The sequence below is a fragment of the Streptomyces sp. LZ34 genome (genome assembly GCF_053890475.1).
Map to the genome: position 1 here is coordinate 4,907,144 of NZ_CM132680.1, position 18,872 is coordinate 4,926,015.

The following is an 18,872-nucleotide window of genomic DNA, read 5'->3' on the forward strand; positions in this document are numbered from 1 at the left end:
CCCGCCCCCCGACAGGAGACGACGCCCCGCCGGCAGCGGAGAGCCGGGAGTCATCCCACGGACGGACAGCCCCCGCAGCCCGCCCCCCGGACAGCTCGGCAGCCGCTTCGGCGTCGTCGGCATCCCCCGGGCCCGTGGCACCCGGACGGCGGGTCATGGGCGCGCCTCTTCCGGCAGCGGGGCGTACGGGCCCAAGCCCAAGGGTTCGGGTTCCGGGCCGGGTTGCGGGGTGGCCCAGGTGGGGGTGTGGGCCACGGGTGAGTGGGCCGGTCCGCCGCCGCCCGCCCAGCGGCCGGGGATGTGGGCCTCCGCCGGGCGGGCGAAGGGCACGGGCTCGCCGTCCGGGCCGAACTCCTCGCGGCGCACCGGGCAGTGCGACATGAGCTCCAGATAGATGCCTCGGAACGCCGCCACGTTCTGTTCGGCGGTGAAGAGCTCCAGCGCGCGGGCGCGCGCCGCGGCGCCCAGGCGCTCGCGGCGCTCGGGGTCGGCGAGGAGCTCGAGGCACGCGTCTCCGAGCGCCCGTGGGTTGCGCGGCGGGACCACCAGGCCCGTGCCGCCGATGACCTCGTACACCGCGCCGACGTCCGTCGACACCGTGGCGCGCCCGCAGAACATCGCCTCCACCAGCCCGACCGGGAAGCCCTCGACCACACTGGACAGCACCACGACGCTCCCCGCCGCGTACGCGTCCGCCGCGGACGGCAGCCCCGGATCGCCGAGGTGCTCGAAGGAGACCGGGTTGTCGCCGACCGTGTGGGCGTCGGCCGCCTCGTCGGGGAAGAGGTGGGCGGCGAGGGCGCGGCAGTGGGCCGGGTAGCCCCCGGCGGCGGGGGCGGGGCGCCCGGTCTCGACGAGGCGCAGCCGCGCCCGGGGCACCGCCCGCCGCACATGGGCGAAGGCGTGCAGCAGGGCCCCGACGTCCTTGGCGGGCTCGAGACGGCCCAGCCACACCAGCGTCCAGCCGTTGTCGCCCCGCGCCCCGCCGCCGCGGCCCGCGCCGCGCTCGCCGACCTCCGCGAAGCAGCTCGCGTCCATGCCGGGGTAGACGGTGCGCAGCCGCTCCAGGTCGGCGCCGCAGCGCTCCTGCCAGCGGCGCGCATGGGTGTTGCCGGGGGTGATCAGCGCCGCCCTGGCGTACGCCTCGGCGGTCAGCCGGCCCTGGAACGAGGCGAGCAGCGTCCGCACCGGGCCGGAGAGCACCGCGCCGCCCGGACCCGCCGCGCTCGCCAGGTAGTACTCGCGCAGCCGTACGCCGTACTCGGTGACCAGGAGGGGCGTGCCGAAGAAGCGCCGGGCCAGCAGCCCCGGGAGCGCGGCCGGGCCCGCGGAGGCGGCATGGCACAGGTCCACGCCGGACAGGCCCGGCTCGTCGGCGGAGCCCTTGCCGTCCCCGTCCCGGTCGCCGTCGCCGTCGCCGTACCAGTCGAGCGACAGCGGGCGCAGCGCGCGCTCCAGCGCGCCGGTCACGGTCAGCAGGTCGGCCACCCGCACCTGGTGCGCGCCCTGAAGCGCGCCGGGCCTATGGCAGGCCCGCTCCAGCGCGCGCACGGCCGTCTCCGAGCGCAGCGCGGCGGGCAGCCGGCCGTGCTCCCGAGCCAGCTCGGCGAGCCCGTACAGGCCGCTGGCGAAACGGTCCGCCTGATACCCCGCTGCCCCGGCGACCCCCGCGGCCCCGGCGGCAGCGGGGGCTCCGGGGCTCCCGGGTCCGCCCGGCGCGCTGATCGCCGCCGCCAGCTCCCCGAAGCACTCGGCGAACCGCCGCCGCTCGCGCCGCCCGTACCTCCCCCGGGCCCGGCGCGGCGCCCGCGCCCTCTCCCCCCACAGCGGCCCCCACAGCGGCGCGGTACGGACCCGCCGCACCGCGCCGGGCAGTTCCATGAAGCCCCCCGCCGCCTGGCGGGCGCTCCGGCTGAGGGCGTAGACCTCGAACTCGTGCTGGGCGAGCCCCCGCACCAGCCGGTCGCACCACAGTCGGGCCTCACCACCCGCGTACGGATATCCACCCTCCGTGAGCAGTCCCACGCGCATGAGCGCACCCCCGATCTCCCATGTCGGCAAGCCGTCGCGCCGCCGTCCGGCAGCGGCAGCACGTTATGCGGGCAGGGTGGTGGTGCGACGGACGGTTGTCCGTCGCACCACCGGAAGGGGTGAACGCCCGTGACCTTCCCGGGCGTCAGGCGTTGTCGGGCTCCGTACGGCCACCGGCACGGCGGCAGTGGTCCGGCGGTCGTCGGCTACCCGAGGCCACCCGTTACTTGGGATACGGCCAGGCGTTCGGCCGGCAGGTCACCCCGTCGGTCGTCAGGAACTTGGTCTGCTGCATCATCACCGGCGCCAACGCGCCCTGTCGGGTGCAGCTCTCGTGGTTGTGCCCGAGCCGGTGGCCCACCTCGTGGTTGATGAGCATCTGCCGGTAGGCGTGCATCTTGTCGTCGCCGAACGTATTCGCGCCCTGCGCCCACCGATAGGCGTTGATCATGACGCGCTCGGTGGAGGCCGAGTCGCAGGAGACGTTGTCCTGGGTGGTGTCCAGGCCGGACTTCGCACACCACTTCGCGGTGGTGCCGGGGCTCGCCAGCGTGATCACGAAGTCGACCCGGCCGGAGGAGACCCGGTCGAAGGAGCGGGTTCCGCCGTGGCCCCAGCTGCGGTCGTCGTTCAGCGTCTTGTGCACGGCCTTCGCGAACAGCTCGCCGTCCAGCGGCAGCCCCTTCTCCACGTCCACGCGATAGCGCAGCACCCGGCCCCGGCCGGTCCCCTTGTCCTTCCCAGAGACCGTCGTGAACGCCCCGGATCCGCTCAGCTTCGGGTCCAGCGGGAACTTCAGCGTCATCTGCGCGTCGTACGAGGTGGCTCTCGGGGCCGGGGTGGTGGGGGCGGACCCCGCCGCCTGCTTGCCGCGCCCGTCGTCACCGTCGCCCGCCGCGTCGGTGCGCTCCGCGCCGCCCTGGGCCCGCGCGGTGTTGCCGCTGTCCTGCGGCCCGTTGGCCACCTGCCCGGCGACCACGACCGCCAGCACGGTGGTCACGGCCGCGGCGGCGACGCCGGTGAACGTCCGCGCCTTGCCGCCCTTGGCGGCGCCGCCCACCTCTTGGGACCCGTCCTCGCCGTCCTCGCCGTCCTCGCCGTTGTCGGCGTTGTGGGCGTTATCGGGGTTGTCGGCATCCGTGCCGCCCGCGCGGCGCGGTGCCCGCGCCGCTCCCGGGGCGCCCGCGGCGAAGACGTCCTCGCCGTCGCAGTCGAGGGCATCGGAGGTGTCGAACGCGTCGACGTACGCCTTGCGCGGGCCGGGCATCAGGCCGCCCGGCGCCGCGCCCGGCTGAGGGCTCGCGGTCCGCGTCCCGAAAGCCGCGCGGGCCCCGCCGGGCACACCGCCCGGACCGCCGCGCCGCACCGGACCGCCAGGACCGGCCTGAACACCGGGACGTCCCGGACCGCCAGGACCCACCGGACCGCCAGGGCCCCCGAAACCGCCAGGACCCGCCGGGCCACCAGGACCACCGAGACCGCGAGGGCCCGCCGGACCACCGGGGCCCCCAGGACCGCCCGCGACCACACGACCGCTCGGCCCACCCACAGCGCCCCAGCCGCCGCCCGGCTCGCGGTGCTCCGGGTGCCCGCCCCTGGCCCGCGGCACCGCGGGCCCCTGCGGACGCATCCGCGGAACGCCCTGCGGCGGCGTCACACCAGGATCCGCACCGGGCCCTACGCCTGGCCCCGCACCGGGCCCAGGACCGGGCCCCGGTACCACCCGCCGCCTGCGGCCGGTGCCCGCACCCCCGGCCGGGCCAGGGGCCGGGTACTCCACAGAGCCGGGACCGGCCCCGGGGCCACGGCCGCCGCCGGGGGCGGAGCCTGGGCCCGCCTGCCCGGACCGGCGGTCGCGGCCCTCCTGGCTGCCACGTGCGCTGTGTTTACCCACGCGCCGCACCGCTCCCGTCCGCGCCGGGCACCGGGGCGGTCCGTTCGCCCGGGTCGCCCCGGCGGCCGCCGTCCTCCCGGCCCTGCCGGCCTGCTCTGCCTTCTCTGCCTGTCACGTCGTCGAGCAGCTCGCGCATCCCCTGCGCCACTGCCTCGGGATACTCCATCATCGCCACGTGCCCCGCGTCCACCAGCGTCAACAGCCGCGAGTCGCGAAAGGCCGCGCCGGCCCGCCGCGCCATGCGGAAGGACACCAGCTGGTCCCGCATGCCGTACACCAGCAGCGTCGGCGCCAGCACCCGCTCGGCCTGCCGCCACATCGAGTGCTGGCCGCCGAGCGTGTACGAATCGACGAGACCGCGCGCCGAACGCGTCAGCGCGTCCCAGAAGTACGGGAGGGCGAGCTTCCGCTCGAACTCCTCCACCGCCAGCGCGAAGTGCTCGGGGCTGACCCGCCCCGGGTCGCCGTAGGTGAGCGCCATCACCTCGCGGGTGCGCCGCTCCGCGTCCCAGTCCTTGGTGAGCCGGGTGAACAGCCGGGTGACGCCGGGGATCGCGAGCAGGCCGGTGGGGACCGCGGTGCGCTGGGGGCGCCGCTCGGGCAGCGCGGGCGAGACGAGGGTGAGGGTGCGCACCAGGTCCGGCCGCAGCGCGGCGACGCGGGTGGAGACCGCGCCGCCCAGCGAATTGCCGACCAGGTGCACGGGCCCGCGCCCGCTCGCGTCGAGATAGCGGATCACGGCACGGGCGTGGCCGGCTATCGAGTAGTCGCCGTCGTCCGGCGGCGGGGAGTCGCCGAAGCCGGGCAGGTCGAGGGCCTCGCCGTCCACCCGGTCGGCGAGCGGCTCCATCAGGAGGGACCAGTTCTGCGAGGAGCCGCCGAGCCCGTGCACATACAGCGCGGGCGGCAGGCCGTCCCGAACCGGCGGGCGGGACCGTACGGTGAGAGTGAGACCGGGGAGGCGCGCGGTGCGCAGCTTCTCCCCCGCTGCGACGCGAACGGGCCGGGCGGGCGGGACCGCGGGGACGATGCGGGCATCCGGCGGCTCGGTCGAAGACATGCGGCAATGTTACGAGACGATCACACTCGGAGCCCTGTGTTCGCACTCACAGGCCGCGTAGCGTCCGAAAGTGAGCTCTCCTAGGCTCGTAAATACACAGGACGATCCCCGGGCCGGGGCGGACGGGAAAAACGCCCGGCCCCGGGCACCTGAGGAAAGGGGAGAAATGTCCGTCGACCCCAGCGACCCCGAGACCTTCGAGGAAAACGACGTCACCGAATTCGCCGTGGAGGACGCCGAGGCACCGGAAGCGGACGCCGCGGAGCAGCACCTCGACCTCCTTCCGAACCGGGACGAGCCCATGAACGGCGACGCATTGATGGAGGCGAACGAGGCGGACCGGCTGGAGCAGGCCCGGGTCGTCGAGGTGAACGAGGACGACTATCAGTGAACCGCACCATTTGTCAGCTTTTCATGGAGTCCGGTCCGTGAAATTCTCCGCACGAACCGCGCGCTGCCCTGTTACCCAAAAGTACGATGGCGGGCGCGGTGGACACCGTGTACGGAACACTCATTGGGAGGCGGCGTGACAGCCATCGAGCAGACCGAGGCGCGCCCGCGGGGCACGCGCCTGCCGCGCCGAGCCCGACGGAATCAGCTCCTGGGGGCGGCCCAGGAGGTCTTCGTGGCACAGGGTTATCACGCGGCGGCCATGGACGACATCGCCGAGCGCGCCGGAGTCAGCAAGCCCGTGCTCTACCAGCACTTCCCGGGCAAGCTCGACCTCTATCTGGCCCTGCTGGACCAGCACTGCGAGGCGCTGCTCCAGGCGGTGCGCACCGCGCTGGCGTCGACGACCGAGAACAAGCAGCGCGTCGCCGCCACCATGGACGCCTACTTCGCGTACGTCGAGAACGAGGGCGGCGCCTTCCGCCTGGTGTTCGAGTCCGACCTGACCAACGAGCCGGCCGTACGCGAGCGCGTGGACCGGGTCGCGCTGCAGTGCGCCGAGGCGATCAGCGAGGTGATCGCCGAGGACACCGGCCTGTCGAAGGACGAGTCGATGCTGCTGGCGGTCGGCCTCGGCGGGGTCTCGCAGGTCGTCGCGCGCTACTGGCTCTCCAGCGAGAGCACCGTGCCGCGCGATACGGCGGTGCAGCTGCTCACCTCGCTCACCTGGCGGGGCATCGCGGGCTTCCCGCTGCACGGGTCCGACGGCGGCCACTGAGCCGCGGGCCCCGGCCGGGGCGCTGTCCCCGGCGGGCGGTCGGTGCGCATCCGCCACGACCGGCGGCGCGTGTTCGCTGCGGGCGTGCGCCCGTGCGGCCCGTCCGGCCTCCGCACCCGGCTAATGTGTGCTGCGTACGGCGCGGCTGGCCGCGCACCCCAACTGACCGTCGGAGGGACAAAGCCGTGGAGGTCAAGATCGGCGTGCAGCACGCGCCCCGCGAGATCGTCTTGGAGAGCGGGCAGTCTGCCGAGGAAGTCGAGCGCGCGGTGGCCGACGCGCTCGCCGGCAAGGCGCAGCTGCTGACCCTGGTGGACGACCACGGCCGCAAGGTCCTGGTCCCGTCCGACCGGCTCGCGTACGTCGAGATCGGCGAGCCGGCCGCCCGGAAGGTCGGCTTCAGCGCGCTCTGAGCGTCCGCGCCAACGGAACGCGGCGGGGCCCGGTGAGGTTTCTCACCGGGCCCCGCCGCATTCCGTGCGCCCGCGCGGAAGTCCCCCTTCGGGTGCCGTTGGGCCAGGCAGGATTGCCCTCCCCCGGCCAGGGGTAGGACGGCTGCGACCGGGGCTCGGCACCGACGTGTCACGAGGCCTCGGTCCCGATCCGCTCACGGAAGGACGCACCATGATCTTGGAAGCGCTCGGCTCCGTACTGATCGGTCTCGCCATCGCGTATGGGGCGGGCCGCTGGCAGCCCCGAAGGTTCCATTCCCGGCGGCTGCTGCTGTCCACCGGCCCGGCCGCCGCGCTTCTCGGCTCCCTGCTCACCCACGCGGTGCTGGGCTCGGGCCACACGCCGACGGTGCTGATCGTCGCCCTCGGCTTCTCGGTGGCGCTGCTGTCGCTGCTGGTCCGCCCGGCGAGCAGGCTCCGCCGCTCCGCCCCGGCCTGAGATCCGCCGCCTACCCGACGCACCACCCACCCGACACGCACCGCGGCCCGCACCCCACCTGGGGCGCGGGCCGCGCGCTGCCGCTCCGCCCGGCGTCGGGGACGCCGGGTTCAAAACGCCGGGCTCAGGACGCCAGGCCCAGCGCGGCCATCCGCTTGGTGTGCGCCTCGGTGATCCGGGAGAACATCCGGCCGACCTCCGCCAGGTCGAAGCCGTCCGCCACCCCGCCCACCAGCATCGTGGACAGCGCGTCCCGCTCCGCGACCACGCGCTGGGCCTGCGACAGCGCCTCGCCCATCAGCCGCCGCGCCCACAGCGCCAGCCGACCGCCGACCCGCGGTTCCGCCTCGATGGCCGCCCGCACCTTCTCCACCGCGAACGAGGCATGGCCGGTGTCGTCGAGCACACTCAGCACCAGCCCGCGGGTGTCCGAGTCCAGCCGGGCCGCCACCTCGCGGTAGAAGTCGCTGGCGATCGAGTCGCCGACGTACGCCTTGACCAGGCCCTCCAGCCAGTCCGACGGCGCGGTCTGGCGGTGGAACCCGTCCAGCGCCGCCGCGAAGGGCTCCATGGCCGCCGTCGGCTGCTCGCCCACCTCCGCCAGCCGGTCTCTGAGCTGCTGGAAGTGGTGGAACTCGGCGGACGCCATCTTCGCCAGCTCCGCCTTGTCCTCCAGCGTGGGCGCCAGTTTGGCGTCCTCGGCCAGGCGCTCGAAGGCGGCCAGCTCGCCGTAGGCGAGGGCGCCGAGCAGGTCCACGACGGCGGCGCGGTACTGCGGGTCGGCGGCCGCCCGCGCCCAGTCCTGCGCGGCGATCCCGGTGCGCTCCCCGTCGGCGTGTCCCTCGGTGCGCTCCCCGGCGGCGGGGTCGTTCTCCGGTGTGTCAGACGTCTCCATGATGCGCACAATAGCCCGCTGAGTGGGCCGCGGAAGGCCCTGGTCAGCCGGGACCGGCAACAGGGCGGAACCGGCATCCCGGTCACAGATGCGCGCTCTCGGGGTACAGTGCTATTGGTGCCCGTCGAGTATCGGCGGGTTGTTCCACGCATACGGATGCCCGGTCGGTGGCCCGATCGGCTCCAAACCGACCGCCCTCCGCGCGGCGCGCATGCAATCGTGCGCACGGCAGGAGGGATCCGCTCGCGGTATGAGCGCTCGAGCGAGGGCAGTGGTCCCGCGCCGGACCGGCCACCCCAAGGCCGGTTGTACTCGGGGCGCCGTGCGACCCCCTTCGCCGCCTCACGCCGCGTCTCACAGAAGAGGCAAGCATCCTGACCACTTTCCGAGACCTCGGGATCCTCCCCGAGACGGCCGAAGCCCTCGAGGCCGTCGGCATCACGTCCCCGTTCCCCATCCAAGAGATGACGCTCCCCGTGGCCCTCTCGGGCTCCGACGTCATCGGCCAGGCCAAGACCGGCACCGGCAAGACGCTGGGCTTCGGCCTCCCGCTGCTGGAGCGCGTCACCGTCCCCGCGGACGTCGAGGCGGGCCGGGCCAAGCCCGAGCTGCTGACCGACGCCCCGCAGGCGCTCGTGGTCGTCCCCACCCGCGAGCTGTGCCAGCAGGTCACCAACGACCTGCTCACCGCCGGCAAGGTCCGCGCCGTGCGCGTCCTGGCGATCTACGGCGGCCGCGCGTACGAACCGCAGGTCGAGGCCCTGAAGAAGGGCGTCGACGTGGTTGTCGGCACCCCCGGCCGGCTGCTCGACCTGGCAGGCCAGAAGAAGCTGCGGCTCTCCGCCGTCAAGTCCCTCGTCCTCGACGAGGCCGATGAGATGCTCGATCTGGGCTTCCTGCCCGACGTCGAGAAGATCATCCAGATGCTGCCCGCCAAACGCCAGACGATGCTCTTCTCGGCGACCATGCCGGGCCAGGTCATCTCGCTGGCCCGGCGCTACATGTCGCAGCCCACCCACATCCGCGCCACCGCGCCGGACGACGAGGGCGCGACCGTCGCGAACATCACACAGCATGTCTTCCGGGCCCACTCCATGGACAAGCCGGAGGTCGTGGCGCGTGTGCTGCAGGCCGAGGGCCGCGGCCTCGTCATGGTCTTCTGCCGTACGAAGCGGACCGCCGCCGACATCGCCGACCAGCTCTCCCGCCGTGGCTTCGCCTCCGGCGCGGTGCACGGCGACCTCGGCCAGGGGGCGCGCGAGCAGGCGCTGCGCGCCTTCCGCAACGGCAAGGTCGATGTGCTGGTGTGCACCGACGTCGCCGCGCGCGGCATCGACGTCGAGGGCGTCACGCATGTGATCAACTACCAGTCGCCCGAGGACGAGAAGACGTATCTGCACCGCATCGGCCGCACCGGCCGCGCGGGCGCCTCGGGCACCGCGATCACCCTCGTCGACTGGGACGACATCCCGCGCTGGCAGCTGATCAACAAGGCGCTCGACCTGCCCTTCAACGAGCCGGAGGAGACCTACTCCACCTCCGAGCACCTGTTCGAGCTGCTGAACATCCCGGAGGGCATCACCGGTGTCCTGCCGCGCGCCGAGCGCACCCGGGCGGGCCTGGACGCCGAGGAGATCGAAGACCTCGGCGAGACCGGCGCCCGCGGCGCCCGGCCCGGGCGCGGCCGCCGCTCGGCGGCTCCCGCCGAGGAGCGCCCCGCCCGCACCCGTACGCCGCGCCAGCGGCGTCGGCTGCGCAGTGGCGTGGTGGTCGACGGGGCGGCCGACGGCTCGGCAGAGACGGCCGAGGCGGCCGTGGACGCCGCGGAGGGCACGGCCCAGGCCCCGGCCCCGGAGGCCACCGCCGAGCCGAGGCAGCCCCGTCGCCGTCGGCGCACCCGCGCCGGGGCCGCGGCCAAGACTGCCGACACCGGCACCGACGCCGAGGCGGCGGTCGCCACGGCCGAGGGCCAGGCCACGGCCGTGACCGACACCGCACAGCCCCAGCCGGAGGCGGCCCCCGAGTCCGCCGAGTCCGCCGAGACCCCGGCCAAGCCGCGCCGCCGCCGTACTCGCGGCGCGGCGGCCGCCAAGGCCACGGAAGCGGCAGCGCCGGCAGAGGCCGAGGCGGCCCCGTCCGACGCCGGGGAAGGCGAGGCCAAGCCGGTCCGCCGCCGTCGCCGCACCCGCTCGGCGGCGTCGAAGGCCGAGGCCACGGAGACCAGCTGACGCCATCTGCCCCAACCGCCGAAGGGCCCGCTCCGCTCCCCGCGGACCGGGCCCTTCGGCGTCCCCCGCCCCGGCCGGCCGAGGGCCGGTCACAAGACGAGGTCAGGGACGGTGCGCGGCACCAGCCACCAGTCACGGCCGGTCGTCACGGACAACGACCGCGCCCCACCGAGCTGGGGCTGTGCGGTGTCGGTCACGGCCGTGGCCTGGCCCTCGGCCGTGGCGACCGCCGCCTCGGCGTCGGTGCCGGTGTCGGTTCCCTTGCTCGGCGGTGGCCTCCGGAGCCTGGACCATGCCCACCGCGGTGTCCACGGCCGCCTCGGCCGCCGGTGCCGAGCCGTCGGCCGCCCCGTCGACCATCACGCTGGCGCGCAGCCGGCGCGGCGTACGGGTGCGGGCGGGACGCTCCTCCCGCGCGGTGGCCTGACCGCGGGCGGCCGCGGACCCTCCGCAGAGCAGGCCCCATACGCCAGCCCGGCCCCGGAAACCACCGGCCGGATCAAGCTCCCCACCGACGCCGCGCGCCCGCGGCGGGCCCGCCCCGCCCGGGGCGTCCGCGCGCCCGCGGCGGGCCCGCCCCGCCCGGGGCGTCCCTCACGGTGGCGGCCCGCGCAGCGCCCCGCGGCACGCGGTGGCACACGTCACGGCCGGTTAGCCGGGATTTTCCGCGTACGCGCTAGCCTCAGCGCATGAGCAGGCCGCCGTTCCTCACGCTGCCCGGGTGCGCCCGTGCCCACCGTCTGCGCACCACGCGCGGAGAGTTCGCCGTGCACGACGCACGCCCCGAGGGGACGGCGCGGGGCACGGTGCTGCTGGTGCCCGGGTTCACCGGGAGCAAGGAGGACTTCATCGCGCTGCTGGAGCCGCTGGCCAGCGCCGGGTTCCGGGTGGTCGCGGTCGATGGGCGGGGGCAGTACGAGACCGACGGGCCGCGGGACGAGGCGGCGTACGCGCAGCGGGAGCTGGCCCGGGACGTCCTGGCGCAGGCGGCCGCGCTGGACGCCGCCGCCGACGCCGCCGCCGAGAGCTCCGCGCCGCTGCATGTGCTCGGGCACTCGCTCGGCGGGCTGATCGCACGGGCCGCCGTGATGACGGCCCCGGACGTCTTCGCCTCGCTGACGCTGATGAGCTCCGGCCCGGCCGCCATCTCCGAGTCGCAGCAGGCCCGCACCAAGCTGCTGATCGACGCGCTGACCGTGACCGGCATGGAGAACGTCTGGCAGGCGATGCGCGAGCTCGACCCGCCGGAGGCGCCCGAGGAGACCACGCCGCCCGGCGTCGAGGACTTCCTCCACAAGCGCTGGCTCGGCACCGTCCCCGAACAGCTGATGGCCACCGGACGACAGCTGAACCGCGAGCCGGACCGGGTCGCGGAGCTGGCCGGGGTGGCGCTGCCCAAGCATGTGCTGTCCGGGATCGTGGACTACGCCTGGCCGGTGCCGCTGATGGACGAGATGGCCGAGCGGCTCGCCGCCCACCGCAGCGTGATCCAGGGCGCCGGACACTCCCCCAACGCCGAGCGGCCGCTCCCCACCGCCGAGGCTCTGATCGACTTCTGGCGCGGCGTCTCCCCCAACAGCGGCGTCTCCCCCAACAGCTGACAGCCGACGGTCAGTACTGGGCCTGGAGGTGCTCCCAGAAGCCGTCCCGCAGCGCCCGGCGCAGATCGGCGTGTGTCCGCAGCGACAGCCGCAGCAGGGCCTCCGCGTCGATCAGCAGCTCCTGGTCGACCGAGCCCGGCAGATAGGGGTGGCCGGGCAGCAGCTCGGCGAGTGACTCCCGGCCGCGCGAGGACAGCCATCGCGCGGCGATCTGCGCCCCGACGAAGCGGACGTCGTCGCGGCTGGGGGCGGGCGCGCTCTGGCTCGGTTCGGCTCCGTACGGCTCGAAGCCCGCCGGGCGGCGGGTGACGTACGGCTTGCAGAAGTCGAGGTCGAAGGTGCGCTGGCTGTCGACCTCCCACAGCAGCGGCTCGGCCTGATTGCGCCCCTCGACGGCCTCGATGCCCCACAGGTGCACCCGCGCGCCGTACCCCTGCGCCGCCTCGACCGCGGAGACCAGGTCCTCGTCCCCGCCGATCAGCACCGCGTCGCCGATGGCGCGGTGCCGGGCGAGGGACTCCAGGTCGGTGCGGATGAGCGAGTCGACGCCCTTCTGCTGATTGTTGGCGTTGAGGTTGCCGAGCCGGACCTTGACGTCGGGCAGCTCGGCGATGCTCTGCTGCTCGGAGGTGTGGATACGGCGCCGGGCGCCGTCGTACCAGTAGACGCGCAGCAGCCTGCTGTCCGGGAAGATCGTGCGGGCCTTGTCGATGAACGCCTCGATGAGCCCCTCGGCGTCGAGCTCGAAGGCTCTGCGGTCCTCGGTCCCGGCGACCAGTCGGCCGGCGGCCGCGTAGACGTAGCCCGCGTCCACGAACATCGCGTGGGTGGAGGGTGTGGTCGCGACCTCGGCGAGCACACGCTGCAGCAGCTCATTGGTCCGCTCGATGCCCGCGACGATCGAGGCGAGGTCTGATTGGCCCGGAGGCGTGACGTCACTCATACGCGGTTCATTCTCCGGGCCAGCGCGCTCGGGACACAACCGGACCTGGTACGAGGCGGTAATTAGGCTCCCGAAAATTTTCTTTAGCGTAGGGAATGTTTTCCGGGGTACCCCTGTTGAACCGTACAGATGCCCGCGGCAGAGACGCCGCAGGCATCCGTCTCACACCACAGTTCTCCTCAGGAGGATCAGACGAAGGGAGAAGCCATGCGCTTCGAGATCATGCGCCTCGACGATGTCGACGGCAACGCCGTGGACAGCACCGTTGTAGACGCCGCCTCCGTCAACCGGATCGTGCAGCAGGCCGCCGCAATCGGTCAGCGCATCTACATCCGCCCCGCCGAAAGTTCCGCCCGGTAACGCCTCATTTGTCGTACGCAGCTTGTAGTACGCAGCTTCCGGCGCCCCCGTGCCTCGTCGCACGGGGGCGCTTGTGTGTCCGGGCGCGCCCAGCCGCCGTGGATCGGATCACCGAGGTGACGGCCCCGTGCCCGGCACCGGGGACGCCCCGGTCGCCCGGCGGGTGATCTCTCCGTAGATCTCGGGATCCGTCGTGTACTCACCGAGACGACAGGTCTTACGGCTGCCGTGGTAGTCGCTGGAGCCCGTGGTGAGCAGGCCGAGCTCGGCGGCGAGGCCGCGCAGCCGCGCGCGCGTGGGCTCGTCGTGGTCCATATGGTCCACCTCGATGCCGTCAAGACCCGCGGCGGCGAGCTCCGCGATCGCGCTCTCGGGCACGCACTGCCCGCGCTTGAGGGCCAGCGGATGCGCGAAGACGGTCACCCCGCCGGCCGCCTTGACCAGGCGGATCGCGTCGAACGGGTCGAGCTCGTGCTTCTCGGCGTAGGCCCGGCCGCCGTTGGCGAGCCACTGCGGGGTGAAGGCGTCCGAGACGCTCTCGACGACGCCCAGCTCGACCAGCGCGGTGGCCACGTGCGGCCGCCCCACGGCCCCGTCACCGGCGATCCGCGCCACCTGCTCCCAGGTGATCGGCACACCCAGCTCGCGCAGCTTGCCGACCATCGCCCGGGCGCGCGGCACCCGGTCGTCGCGTACGAGCTCGCGCTCGCGCGCCAGCTCCGGCTCGGCCGGGTCGAAGAGATACGCCAGCATGTGCAGGCTCACGCCCGCCGCGCCGTCTTCCGAGGTGCCCGGGGCGGCTGGGCCGCCTGGGGACAGCGGGACCGCCAGCCGGCACGACAGCTCGGCGCCGGTCACCAGGGTCAGCCCCGACGAGATGCCGCGCAGCGCCCGCTTCGCCTCCTCGTACCCGCCGACGGTGTCGTGGTCGGTGAGCGCGACGACGTCCAGCCCGGCCGCGGCGGCGTTGCGCACCAGCTCGGCGGGGGTGTCGGTGCCGTCGGACGCAGTGGAGTGGGTGTGCAGATCGATGCGCAACGCGCGGGCTCCCAGCTGCGGCGAGGGAACGGAGGGGACGCTTCAGAATAACCGGCCGCCGCGTCCGCCCCCTGGCCGGTCCGGCGCCCGCCGGCAGGGGATGCCCCCAGCTACCGCTGGGAGGTGCCCCCGCCCAGCGGTAGCTGGGGGACAGGCCGCGGAGTCAGCCCAGGATCCGCGGCGACAGCGCCCCGCACGGCACCAGGTCCACTTCGGCCCCGGCGTCCCGCAGATCGGTGAGCACCATCTCGTCGTACATCATCAGACCGGTCTGCTCGGGCCATACGATCGCCCACAGCCACAGCCCGCACGCCTCCCCCGCGAACACCGCGCGGTCGTCCGGCGTGCCCTCGACCAGCCACAGCGGGGTGGGCCGCCCGGCGGCCAACACCTTGACCTGCGGTGCCCGGTCGACCCGCATGCCCGGCCCGGGGTCGGGGCCGCGGATCCCGGCGTATCGCGCGCCGAGCCCGACCCCCAGCTCCTCCGCGACCAGCAGCAGCTCCCCGGGCCCGCCCAGCGGGCCGGGGCCGGAGCAGGCCACAGCGGTGGCCCGGCCGCCGTTGCGGTCGTCGCCCGCGCAGGCGACGCCGGTGAACAGCCAGCCGACCGGAAGCGGCCACGGCATCCACACGGGCACGCGGGCACGGTTGGTCACGACCACGAGTGCTTCGACGCTCGGCGGGACGACCGGCTGGAGGGGGTGCACCGTGCCGTGCATCCCGCACTGCCAGGAGTCGGCGAAGAGACCGGGCGCCCGCACCCGGCCACCGCACTTCGGGCAACTGGGTTCACCCCTCATAGGGCCCCACGGTCCTCCCCGGGCGTCGCCACGTCAAGGACGATCACCCGTCCGGATGCGGCCCGGGTCGGCACCCGAGCCGACAGCCCTCCCTGGGCCCCCTCAGCTCGCCAGCGGCACCCCGGAGCGGGCCGGGTCCCGCAGATCCGTGCCGTGCCTGAGCCAGCGGTCCTGAAGCGCGCCCGCGCCGTGCACCCGCTTCCACGCCGCCTCGTTCCCGGTCATGGGCAGCAGGGGCAGAAACCGGACCGGGTCCCTCGGCTGGTCGAGCTCCAAGTCCTCGATTAGCCCGCCCGGTTCGGCCACCAGTACGGAGGTGAAGCGCGCCCCCGGCCACAGCGGCCCGCCCAGGTCCAGCGACGCGCCCGGCGCCACCACCACGCCCTCCACCTGAGGGGACGCGGCGAGGACCGCGAGCGGGCGGAGCACCTCGTCGAGCACGGACAGCTCGGGGCCGGCGGCCGCGCCGCCGATCCGCACCGTCAGCACCAGCTCGGCGCGCGGGCCGCGCAGCGGGTCGGCGACGACGGCTGTCGGGTCGGTCATCGGCCGGTCGGACATGCCGAGCGTGGCGTAGCGGACGACGTCCCCGTCGCGGAAGCGCAGCACCTCGACACGGTCCGTGCCGACGAAGGTGACGGCGGCCCGGGCGTCCGGCTCGCCCAGCGCCGTACACAACCGGGCCTCGACCAGCTGAAGAACGTCTGACATGCGGCGAGCATAGATCGTGTATCGAACAGGCAAAGCGACGACTTAACGCTTCAGGCGGCTGATAGCCTTGGCGCCTGCCCAGGGAGTTACACGTCATCCCTCAAGGGGGACCGACCGGAGGAGGTGGGGCTGCGGTGGATCCGAGTCGACCGCGCAGTACCGACAGTTCTCCCGTCCTCTTCCCCTCGGTATGCGACTGTTCTTGATCTAAAACCTTCCGTACCCCACCGCCCCGCGGTGAAACACGTGAAGTCGCATCGCATCCAGGGCACTTGACGGTAGAGCGCCTTCGTAACGCTTTTTCTCTTTTTCTACCGCGAACTTCCGTCAGCGCCATCGCACGGAGCGCCGCCCGCTTTGCGGACGTACGGCCACCGGAGCCCGTACGTCCACCTTCCGGGCCGCGCTGCGCCGCGCGCCCGCCGCTGACGGCCGGCCCGTGAAGGAGCCCGTCATGTCGATGATCCGTGACCTGCGCGCAGCCGTCCGCCCCGCCCTGCGCCGCACCCGCACCACCAGCAACTACGACGCCACCCGCGACCCCTCCGTCTCCAGCGCGGTGATCGACTGCGCCGTCTACCGCAACGGGCGGCGGGTCAGCGACCACTGCAGCCCGGCCGAGGCCATGAAGCGGGTGCGCGCCGAGGGCGGCTTCGCCTGGATCGGGCTGCACGAGCCGACCGAGCGCGAGTTCGCGGGCATCGCACAGGAGTTCGGACTGCACCCGCTGGCCGTGGAGGACGCGGTCCAGGCGCACCAGCGGCCGAAGCTGGAGCGGTACGACGACTCCCTGTTCACCGTCTTCAAGACGATCCACTACGTCGAGCACGCCGAACTCACCGCCACCAGCGAGGTCGTGGAGACCGGCGAGGTCATGTGCTTCACCGGCCGGAACTTCATCGTGACCGTCCGGCACGGCGGCCAGGGCTCGCTGCGCGCGCTGCGCCACCGCCTCCAGGAGGACCCCGAGCTGCTCGCCAAGGGTCCCTCGGCGGTGCTGCACGCGATCGCCGACCAGGTGGTGGACGGCTATCTCGCGGTCGCCGACGCCGTCCAGGACGACATCGACGAGGTCGAGATCGACGTCTTCTCGGCGGCCAGCTCCCGGCGGGGCGGCGACGCGGGGCGGATCTACCAGCTCAAGCGCGAGGTGCTGGAGTTCAAGCGGGCCGTCTCGCCGCTGCTGCGGCCGATGCAGCTGCTGAGCGAGCGGCCGATGCGGGTGGTGGACCCGGACATCCAGAAGTACTTCCGGGACGTGGCGGACCACCTGGCGCGGGTCAATGAGCAGGTGCTGGCCTTCGACGACCTGCTCAACTCGATCCTCCAGGCGAATCTGGCGCAGGCCACCGTGGCCCAGAACGAGGACATGCGCAAGATCACTTCCTGGGCGGCGATCTTCGCCGTGCCCACGATGATCGCCGGGATCTACGGCATGAACTTCGACTACATGCCGGAGCTGCGCTGGAGGTACGGCTACCCGGCGGTGCTCGTCGTCACGGTCACGATCTGCTTTGTGATCCACCGCGGCTTCAAGCGCAACGGCTGGCTCTGAGCCCCGCGGCCCTCTCAGCGGCCCTCGGCCCGGCTCGGCTTCCTGCGGTCCGCCAGCACCACCAGCGCGAGGCCGACGAGGATCACCGCGAGCGCCGGGTAGGCGACCGCGTGAGGCGTCTGGCCCAGCCAGAGGGCGGCGATCAGGGCCGCGCCCGGCGTCTCGAGCAGCAGCGCGGTCGAGGTGATGGACGGCCCCAGGCCCTTGACCACGCGGTTGATGAGCGAGTGGCCCAGCAGCTGCGCGGTGACCGTCAGCGCGGCCAGCTTCAGCCATGTCTCGCCGCTGTAGCCGCCCAGGGCCGTGCCGGAAGCCAGGCAGGTGAGCAGCAGAAGCACGCTGGTGGTGCCGTAACAGACGTAGGTGTACGCCGTCGTGCTCACCGTCCGCCGCACCTCGGCGCCGAGCACCACGTACCCCGCGCCCGCGATGCCGCCCACCAGCGCGAGCGCGTCGCCCGCGAGCGCGCGCGTGGACAGCGCCAGGTCGACGCCGGTCAGCAGCAGCACGCCGAGGACGGCGACCGACATGCCCGCCCAGACCAGGGCGGGCGGGCGCTGCCCGCGCAGCCGCAGCAGCAGCGCGGTCCAGATCGGGGTCGTGGTGACGAGCGCGGTCGACGAGGCGACGGAGGTCATGTGCAGGCTGGGCAGCCACGTGCCGAAGTGCAGCGCGAGCAGCGCCCCCGACGCGGCGGACAGCAGCACCCCGCCGCGCCCCATCCCGCGCAGCTCCCGCCGATGGCGCAGCAGCGCGAAGGGGGTGAGCGCGCCGACGGCCATGGCGTTGCGCCAGAACGCGACAGCCAGGGCCGGGGCCGCCGTCGCGGCGACCAGGGGCGCGGAGAACGAGACCGAGGCGACGGCGAGCGCCATCAGCGCGACGTCGAGGGTGGCGGCGGGGTGTGGGACAGGGGCTATGGGCTCGGCCGGACCTGCCGGACCGACACCGGTGGGGGTTCCGGAGCGGCTGGAACTGGCACTGGACACGGCCTCAGCGTAAGGGGCATGAGGCGGCTTCGTAACTGTCCGCCCACCTGGCGGGACAACCGTCCGTCCGGCGGTCATCCCACGTGGCCATAGGCTGTCCGCATGACGCAGACGCCGATGGACCGCGCCCTCATCGAGGAAGCGGCCAAGAAGTCCGCCCTCGTCTGGGTCCGGGGCGCGGACGGCGCCCGGGCCGCCGACCGCGCGCTGTGGCACGTGTGGCACGAGGGCGCGGTCTGTCTGGTCGGGGACGGCCCCGGGGAGCAGCCCCTGAGCGGCCTCGACCTGGTGGACGGCGGCGCCGCCACCGTCACCGTGCGCAGCAAGGACAAGGGCGGACGGCTCGTCACCTGGCCCGCCCGGGTGGCCGAACTCGCGCCCGGCAGCGAGGCCTGGACGGCCGCCGTCGACGAGCTGAAGGGCAAGCGGCTGAACGCCCCGGACGCCGAGCGGATCGCCGAGCGCTGGGCCCGTGAATGCCGGGTGCTGCGCCTGGAGCCGGCGCCCGGCCGGCTCGTCGAGCTGCCGTCCGGCTCCCTGGCCGCGCCCCCGCCGCCGAGCCCGGCCACCACCCGCCACCCGATGCCCGCCGGGCTCCCCAAGCTGCTGGGCCGCCGCGGCCGCGCACGCAAGGCCCGCTGAGCCGGACGCCGCGCACCGCCCGGACGCCTCGCGCCACCGGGGTGCTGCCTACTGCCGGGGCGCC

General features: G+C 74.0%; 19 protein-coding genes and 1 pseudogene. 10 read left to right on the forward strand and 10 right to left on the reverse strand.

Annotated elements, in window-relative coordinates; translation table 11 throughout:
- Positions 1–153: 153 nt before the first annotated feature.
- The 4 genes from ACWY4P_RS19275 to ACWY4P_RS19290 form a co-directional block, all read right to left on the reverse strand.
- On the reverse strand, positions 154–2,031 hold the full coding sequence (locus ACWY4P_RS19275) for a DUF3492 domain-containing protein (RefSeq protein WP_456211778.1): 1,878 nt from the start codon (positions 2,029–2,031) through the stop codon (positions 154–156).
- Between the two features lie 223 nt (positions 2,032–2,254).
- On the reverse strand, positions 2,255–3,298 hold the full coding sequence (locus ACWY4P_RS19280) for a DUF3152 domain-containing protein (protein WP_456211779.1): 1,044 nt from the start codon (positions 3,296–3,298) through the stop codon (positions 2,255–2,257).
- Complete coding sequence (locus ACWY4P_RS19285; RefSeq protein ID WP_456211780.1) at positions 3,298–3,576, reverse strand: hypothetical protein; 279 nt, start codon at positions 3,574–3,576, stop codon at positions 3,298–3,300. The genes ACWY4P_RS19280 and ACWY4P_RS19285 overlap by 1 nt, the downstream gene beginning before the upstream one ends.
- A 341-nt stretch (positions 3,577–3,917) precedes the next feature.
- Positions 3,918–4,985 carry an alpha/beta fold hydrolase gene (locus tag ACWY4P_RS19290; RefSeq protein ID WP_456211781.1) on the reverse strand — a complete coding sequence of 356 codons (1,068 nt, stop codon included), beginning with the start codon at positions 4,983–4,985 and terminating at the stop codon, positions 3,918–3,920.
- Positions 4,986–5,151: 166 nt separating this feature from the next.
- On the opposite strand from ACWY4P_RS19290, the gene ACWY4P_RS19295 reads away from it, so the two are divergent.
- From ACWY4P_RS19295 to ACWY4P_RS19310, 4 genes are all read left to right on the forward strand, one after another.
- Positions 5,152–5,376, forward strand: coding sequence for a hypothetical protein (locus ACWY4P_RS19295; RefSeq protein ID WP_456211782.1), 225 nt, complete (start codon positions 5,152–5,154; stop codon positions 5,374–5,376).
- Between the two features lie 135 nt (positions 5,377–5,511).
- Positions 5,512–6,153, forward strand: a complete 642-nt coding sequence (locus ACWY4P_RS19300; protein ID WP_456211783.1) for a TetR/AcrR family transcriptional regulator — start codon at positions 5,512–5,514, stop codon at positions 6,151–6,153.
- A 185-nt stretch (positions 6,154–6,338) separates the two neighbouring features.
- Entirely contained in the window at positions 6,339–6,566 is a 228-nt protein-coding gene (locus tag ACWY4P_RS19305) for a DUF3107 domain-containing protein (RefSeq protein ID WP_014176655.1), read from the forward strand.
- 211 nt (positions 6,567–6,777) lie between these two features.
- Positions 6,778–7,044 (forward strand): hypothetical protein, encoded by a 267-nt coding sequence (locus tag ACWY4P_RS19310; RefSeq protein WP_456211784.1) that lies wholly within the window; start codon positions 6,778–6,780, stop codon positions 7,042–7,044.
- A 124-nt stretch (positions 7,045–7,168) separates the two neighbouring features.
- Here the strand turns inward: ACWY4P_RS19310 and ACWY4P_RS19315 are convergent, their stop codons facing one another.
- Positions 7,169–7,948 carry a ferritin-like fold-containing protein gene (locus tag ACWY4P_RS19315; protein ID WP_456211785.1) on the reverse strand — a complete coding sequence of 260 codons (780 nt, stop codon included), beginning with the start codon at positions 7,946–7,948 and terminating at the stop codon, positions 7,169–7,171.
- Between the two features lie 455 nt (positions 7,949–8,403).
- Between ACWY4P_RS19315 and ACWY4P_RS19320 the strand changes: the two are divergent.
- From ACWY4P_RS19320 to ACWY4P_RS19330, 3 genes and pseudogenes are all read left to right on the forward strand, one after another.
- A pseudogene (locus tag ACWY4P_RS19320) lies at positions 8,404–9,706 on the forward strand (DEAD/DEAH box helicase); the annotation flags it as partial.
- Positions 9,707–10,459: 753 nt separating this feature from the next.
- On the forward strand, positions 10,460–10,594 hold the full coding sequence (locus ACWY4P_RS19325) for a hypothetical protein (RefSeq protein WP_456211786.1): 135 nt from the start codon (positions 10,460–10,462) through the stop codon (positions 10,592–10,594).
- Positions 10,595–10,856: 262 nt separating this feature from the next.
- A complete protein-coding gene (locus ACWY4P_RS19330; RefSeq protein WP_456211787.1) occupies positions 10,857–11,768 on the forward strand; it encodes an alpha/beta fold hydrolase in 912 nt (303 codons plus the stop codon).
- A 10-nt stretch (positions 11,769–11,778) separates the two neighbouring features.
- Here the strand turns inward: ACWY4P_RS19330 and ACWY4P_RS19335 are convergent, their stop codons facing one another.
- Positions 11,779–12,711 (reverse strand): NYN domain-containing protein, encoded by a 933-nt coding sequence (locus ACWY4P_RS19335; protein ID WP_456211788.1) that lies wholly within the window; start codon positions 12,709–12,711, stop codon positions 11,779–11,781.
- 207 nt (positions 12,712–12,918) lie between these two features.
- Here ACWY4P_RS19335 and ACWY4P_RS19340 point away from each other — a divergent pair, with 207 nt between their 5' ends.
- Positions 12,919–13,071: a hypothetical protein gene (locus ACWY4P_RS19340; protein WP_319687167.1), complete on the forward strand. Its 153-nt coding sequence runs from the start codon at positions 12,919–12,921 to the stop codon at positions 13,069–13,071.
- A gap of 108 nt (positions 13,072–13,179) precedes the next feature.
- On the opposite strand, the gene ACWY4P_RS19345 is transcribed toward ACWY4P_RS19340, so the two are convergent.
- From ACWY4P_RS19345 to ACWY4P_RS19355, 3 genes are all read right to left on the reverse strand, one after another.
- Entirely contained in the window at positions 13,180–14,109 is a 930-nt protein-coding gene (locus tag ACWY4P_RS19345) for a PHP domain-containing protein (protein WP_456211789.1), read from the reverse strand.
- Between the two features lie 163 nt (positions 14,110–14,272).
- Complete coding sequence (locus tag ACWY4P_RS19350) at positions 14,273–14,911, reverse strand: DUF6758 family protein (RefSeq protein WP_456211790.1); 639 nt, start codon at positions 14,909–14,911, stop codon at positions 14,273–14,275.
- Between the two features lie 102 nt (positions 14,912–15,013).
- Positions 15,014–15,622 carry a suppressor of fused domain protein gene (locus ACWY4P_RS19355; RefSeq protein ID WP_456211791.1) on the reverse strand — a complete coding sequence of 203 codons (609 nt, stop codon included), beginning with the start codon at positions 15,620–15,622 and terminating at the stop codon, positions 15,014–15,016.
- Positions 15,623–16,076: 454 nt separating this feature from the next.
- Between ACWY4P_RS19355 and corA the strand changes: the two genes are divergently transcribed.
- On the forward strand, positions 16,077–17,177 hold the full coding sequence (gene corA, locus ACWY4P_RS19360) for a magnesium/cobalt transporter CorA (RefSeq protein ID WP_456211792.1): 1,101 nt from the start codon (positions 16,077–16,079) through the stop codon (positions 17,175–17,177).
- 14 nt (positions 17,178–17,191) lie between these two features.
- Here the strand turns inward: corA and ACWY4P_RS19365 are convergent, their stop codons facing one another.
- Positions 17,192–18,166, reverse strand: a complete 975-nt coding sequence (locus tag ACWY4P_RS19365; protein ID WP_456211793.1) for a DMT family transporter — start codon at positions 18,164–18,166, stop codon at positions 17,192–17,194.
- 102 nt (positions 18,167–18,268) lie between these two features.
- Between ACWY4P_RS19365 and ACWY4P_RS19370 the strand changes: the two genes are divergently transcribed.
- Positions 18,269–18,808, forward strand: coding sequence for a hypothetical protein (locus ACWY4P_RS19370; RefSeq protein WP_456211794.1), 540 nt, complete (start codon positions 18,269–18,271; stop codon positions 18,806–18,808).
- Positions 18,809–18,872: the final 64 nt, after the last annotated feature.

Excerpts from the sequence above, each read along its gene's own strand:
- ACWY4P_RS19275 (WP_456211778.1), bottom strand. The coding sequence starts at position 2,031 with ATGCGCGTGGGACTGCTCACGGAGGGTGGATATCCGTACGCGGGTGGT.
- ACWY4P_RS19310 (WP_456211784.1), top strand. The coding sequence starts at position 6,778 with ATGATCTTGGAAGCGCTCGGCTCCGTACTGATCGGTCTCGCCATCGCG.
- ACWY4P_RS19330 (WP_456211787.1), top strand. The coding sequence starts at position 10,857 with ATGAGCAGGCCGCCGTTCCTCACGCTGCCCGGGTGCGCCCGTGCCCAC.
- ACWY4P_RS19335 (WP_456211788.1), bottom strand. The coding sequence starts at position 12,711 with ATGAGTGACGTCACGCCTCCGGGCCAATCAGACCTCGCCTCGATCGTC.
- ACWY4P_RS19340 (WP_319687167.1), top strand. The coding sequence starts at position 12,919 with ATGCGCTTCGAGATCATGCGCCTCGACGATGTCGACGGCAACGCCGTG.
- ACWY4P_RS19325 (WP_456211786.1), top strand. The coding sequence starts at position 10,460 with ATGCCCACCGCGGTGTCCACGGCCGCCTCGGCCGCCGGTGCCGAGCCG.
- ACWY4P_RS19370 (WP_456211794.1), top strand. The coding sequence starts at position 18,269 with ATGACGCAGACGCCGATGGACCGCGCCCTCATCGAGGAAGCGGCCAAG.
- ACWY4P_RS19350 (WP_456211790.1), bottom strand. The coding sequence starts at position 14,911 with ATGAGGGGTGAACCCAGTTGCCCGAAGTGCGGTGGCCGGGTGCGGGCG.
- ACWY4P_RS19280 (WP_456211779.1), bottom strand. The coding sequence starts at position 3,298 with ATGCCCGGCCCGCGCAAGGCGTACGTCGACGCGTTCGACACCTCCGAT.
- corA (WP_456211792.1), top strand. The coding sequence starts at position 16,077 with ATGTCGATGATCCGTGACCTGCGCGCAGCCGTCCGCCCCGCCCTGCGC.
- ACWY4P_RS19295 (WP_456211782.1), top strand. The coding sequence starts at position 5,152 with ATGTCCGTCGACCCCAGCGACCCCGAGACCTTCGAGGAAAACGACGTC.
- ACWY4P_RS19355 (WP_456211791.1), bottom strand. The coding sequence starts at position 15,622 with ATGTCAGACGTTCTTCAGCTGGTCGAGGCCCGGTTGTGTACGGCGCTG.
- ACWY4P_RS19290 (WP_456211781.1), bottom strand. The coding sequence starts at position 4,985 with ATGTCTTCGACCGAGCCGCCGGATGCCCGCATCGTCCCCGCGGTCCCG.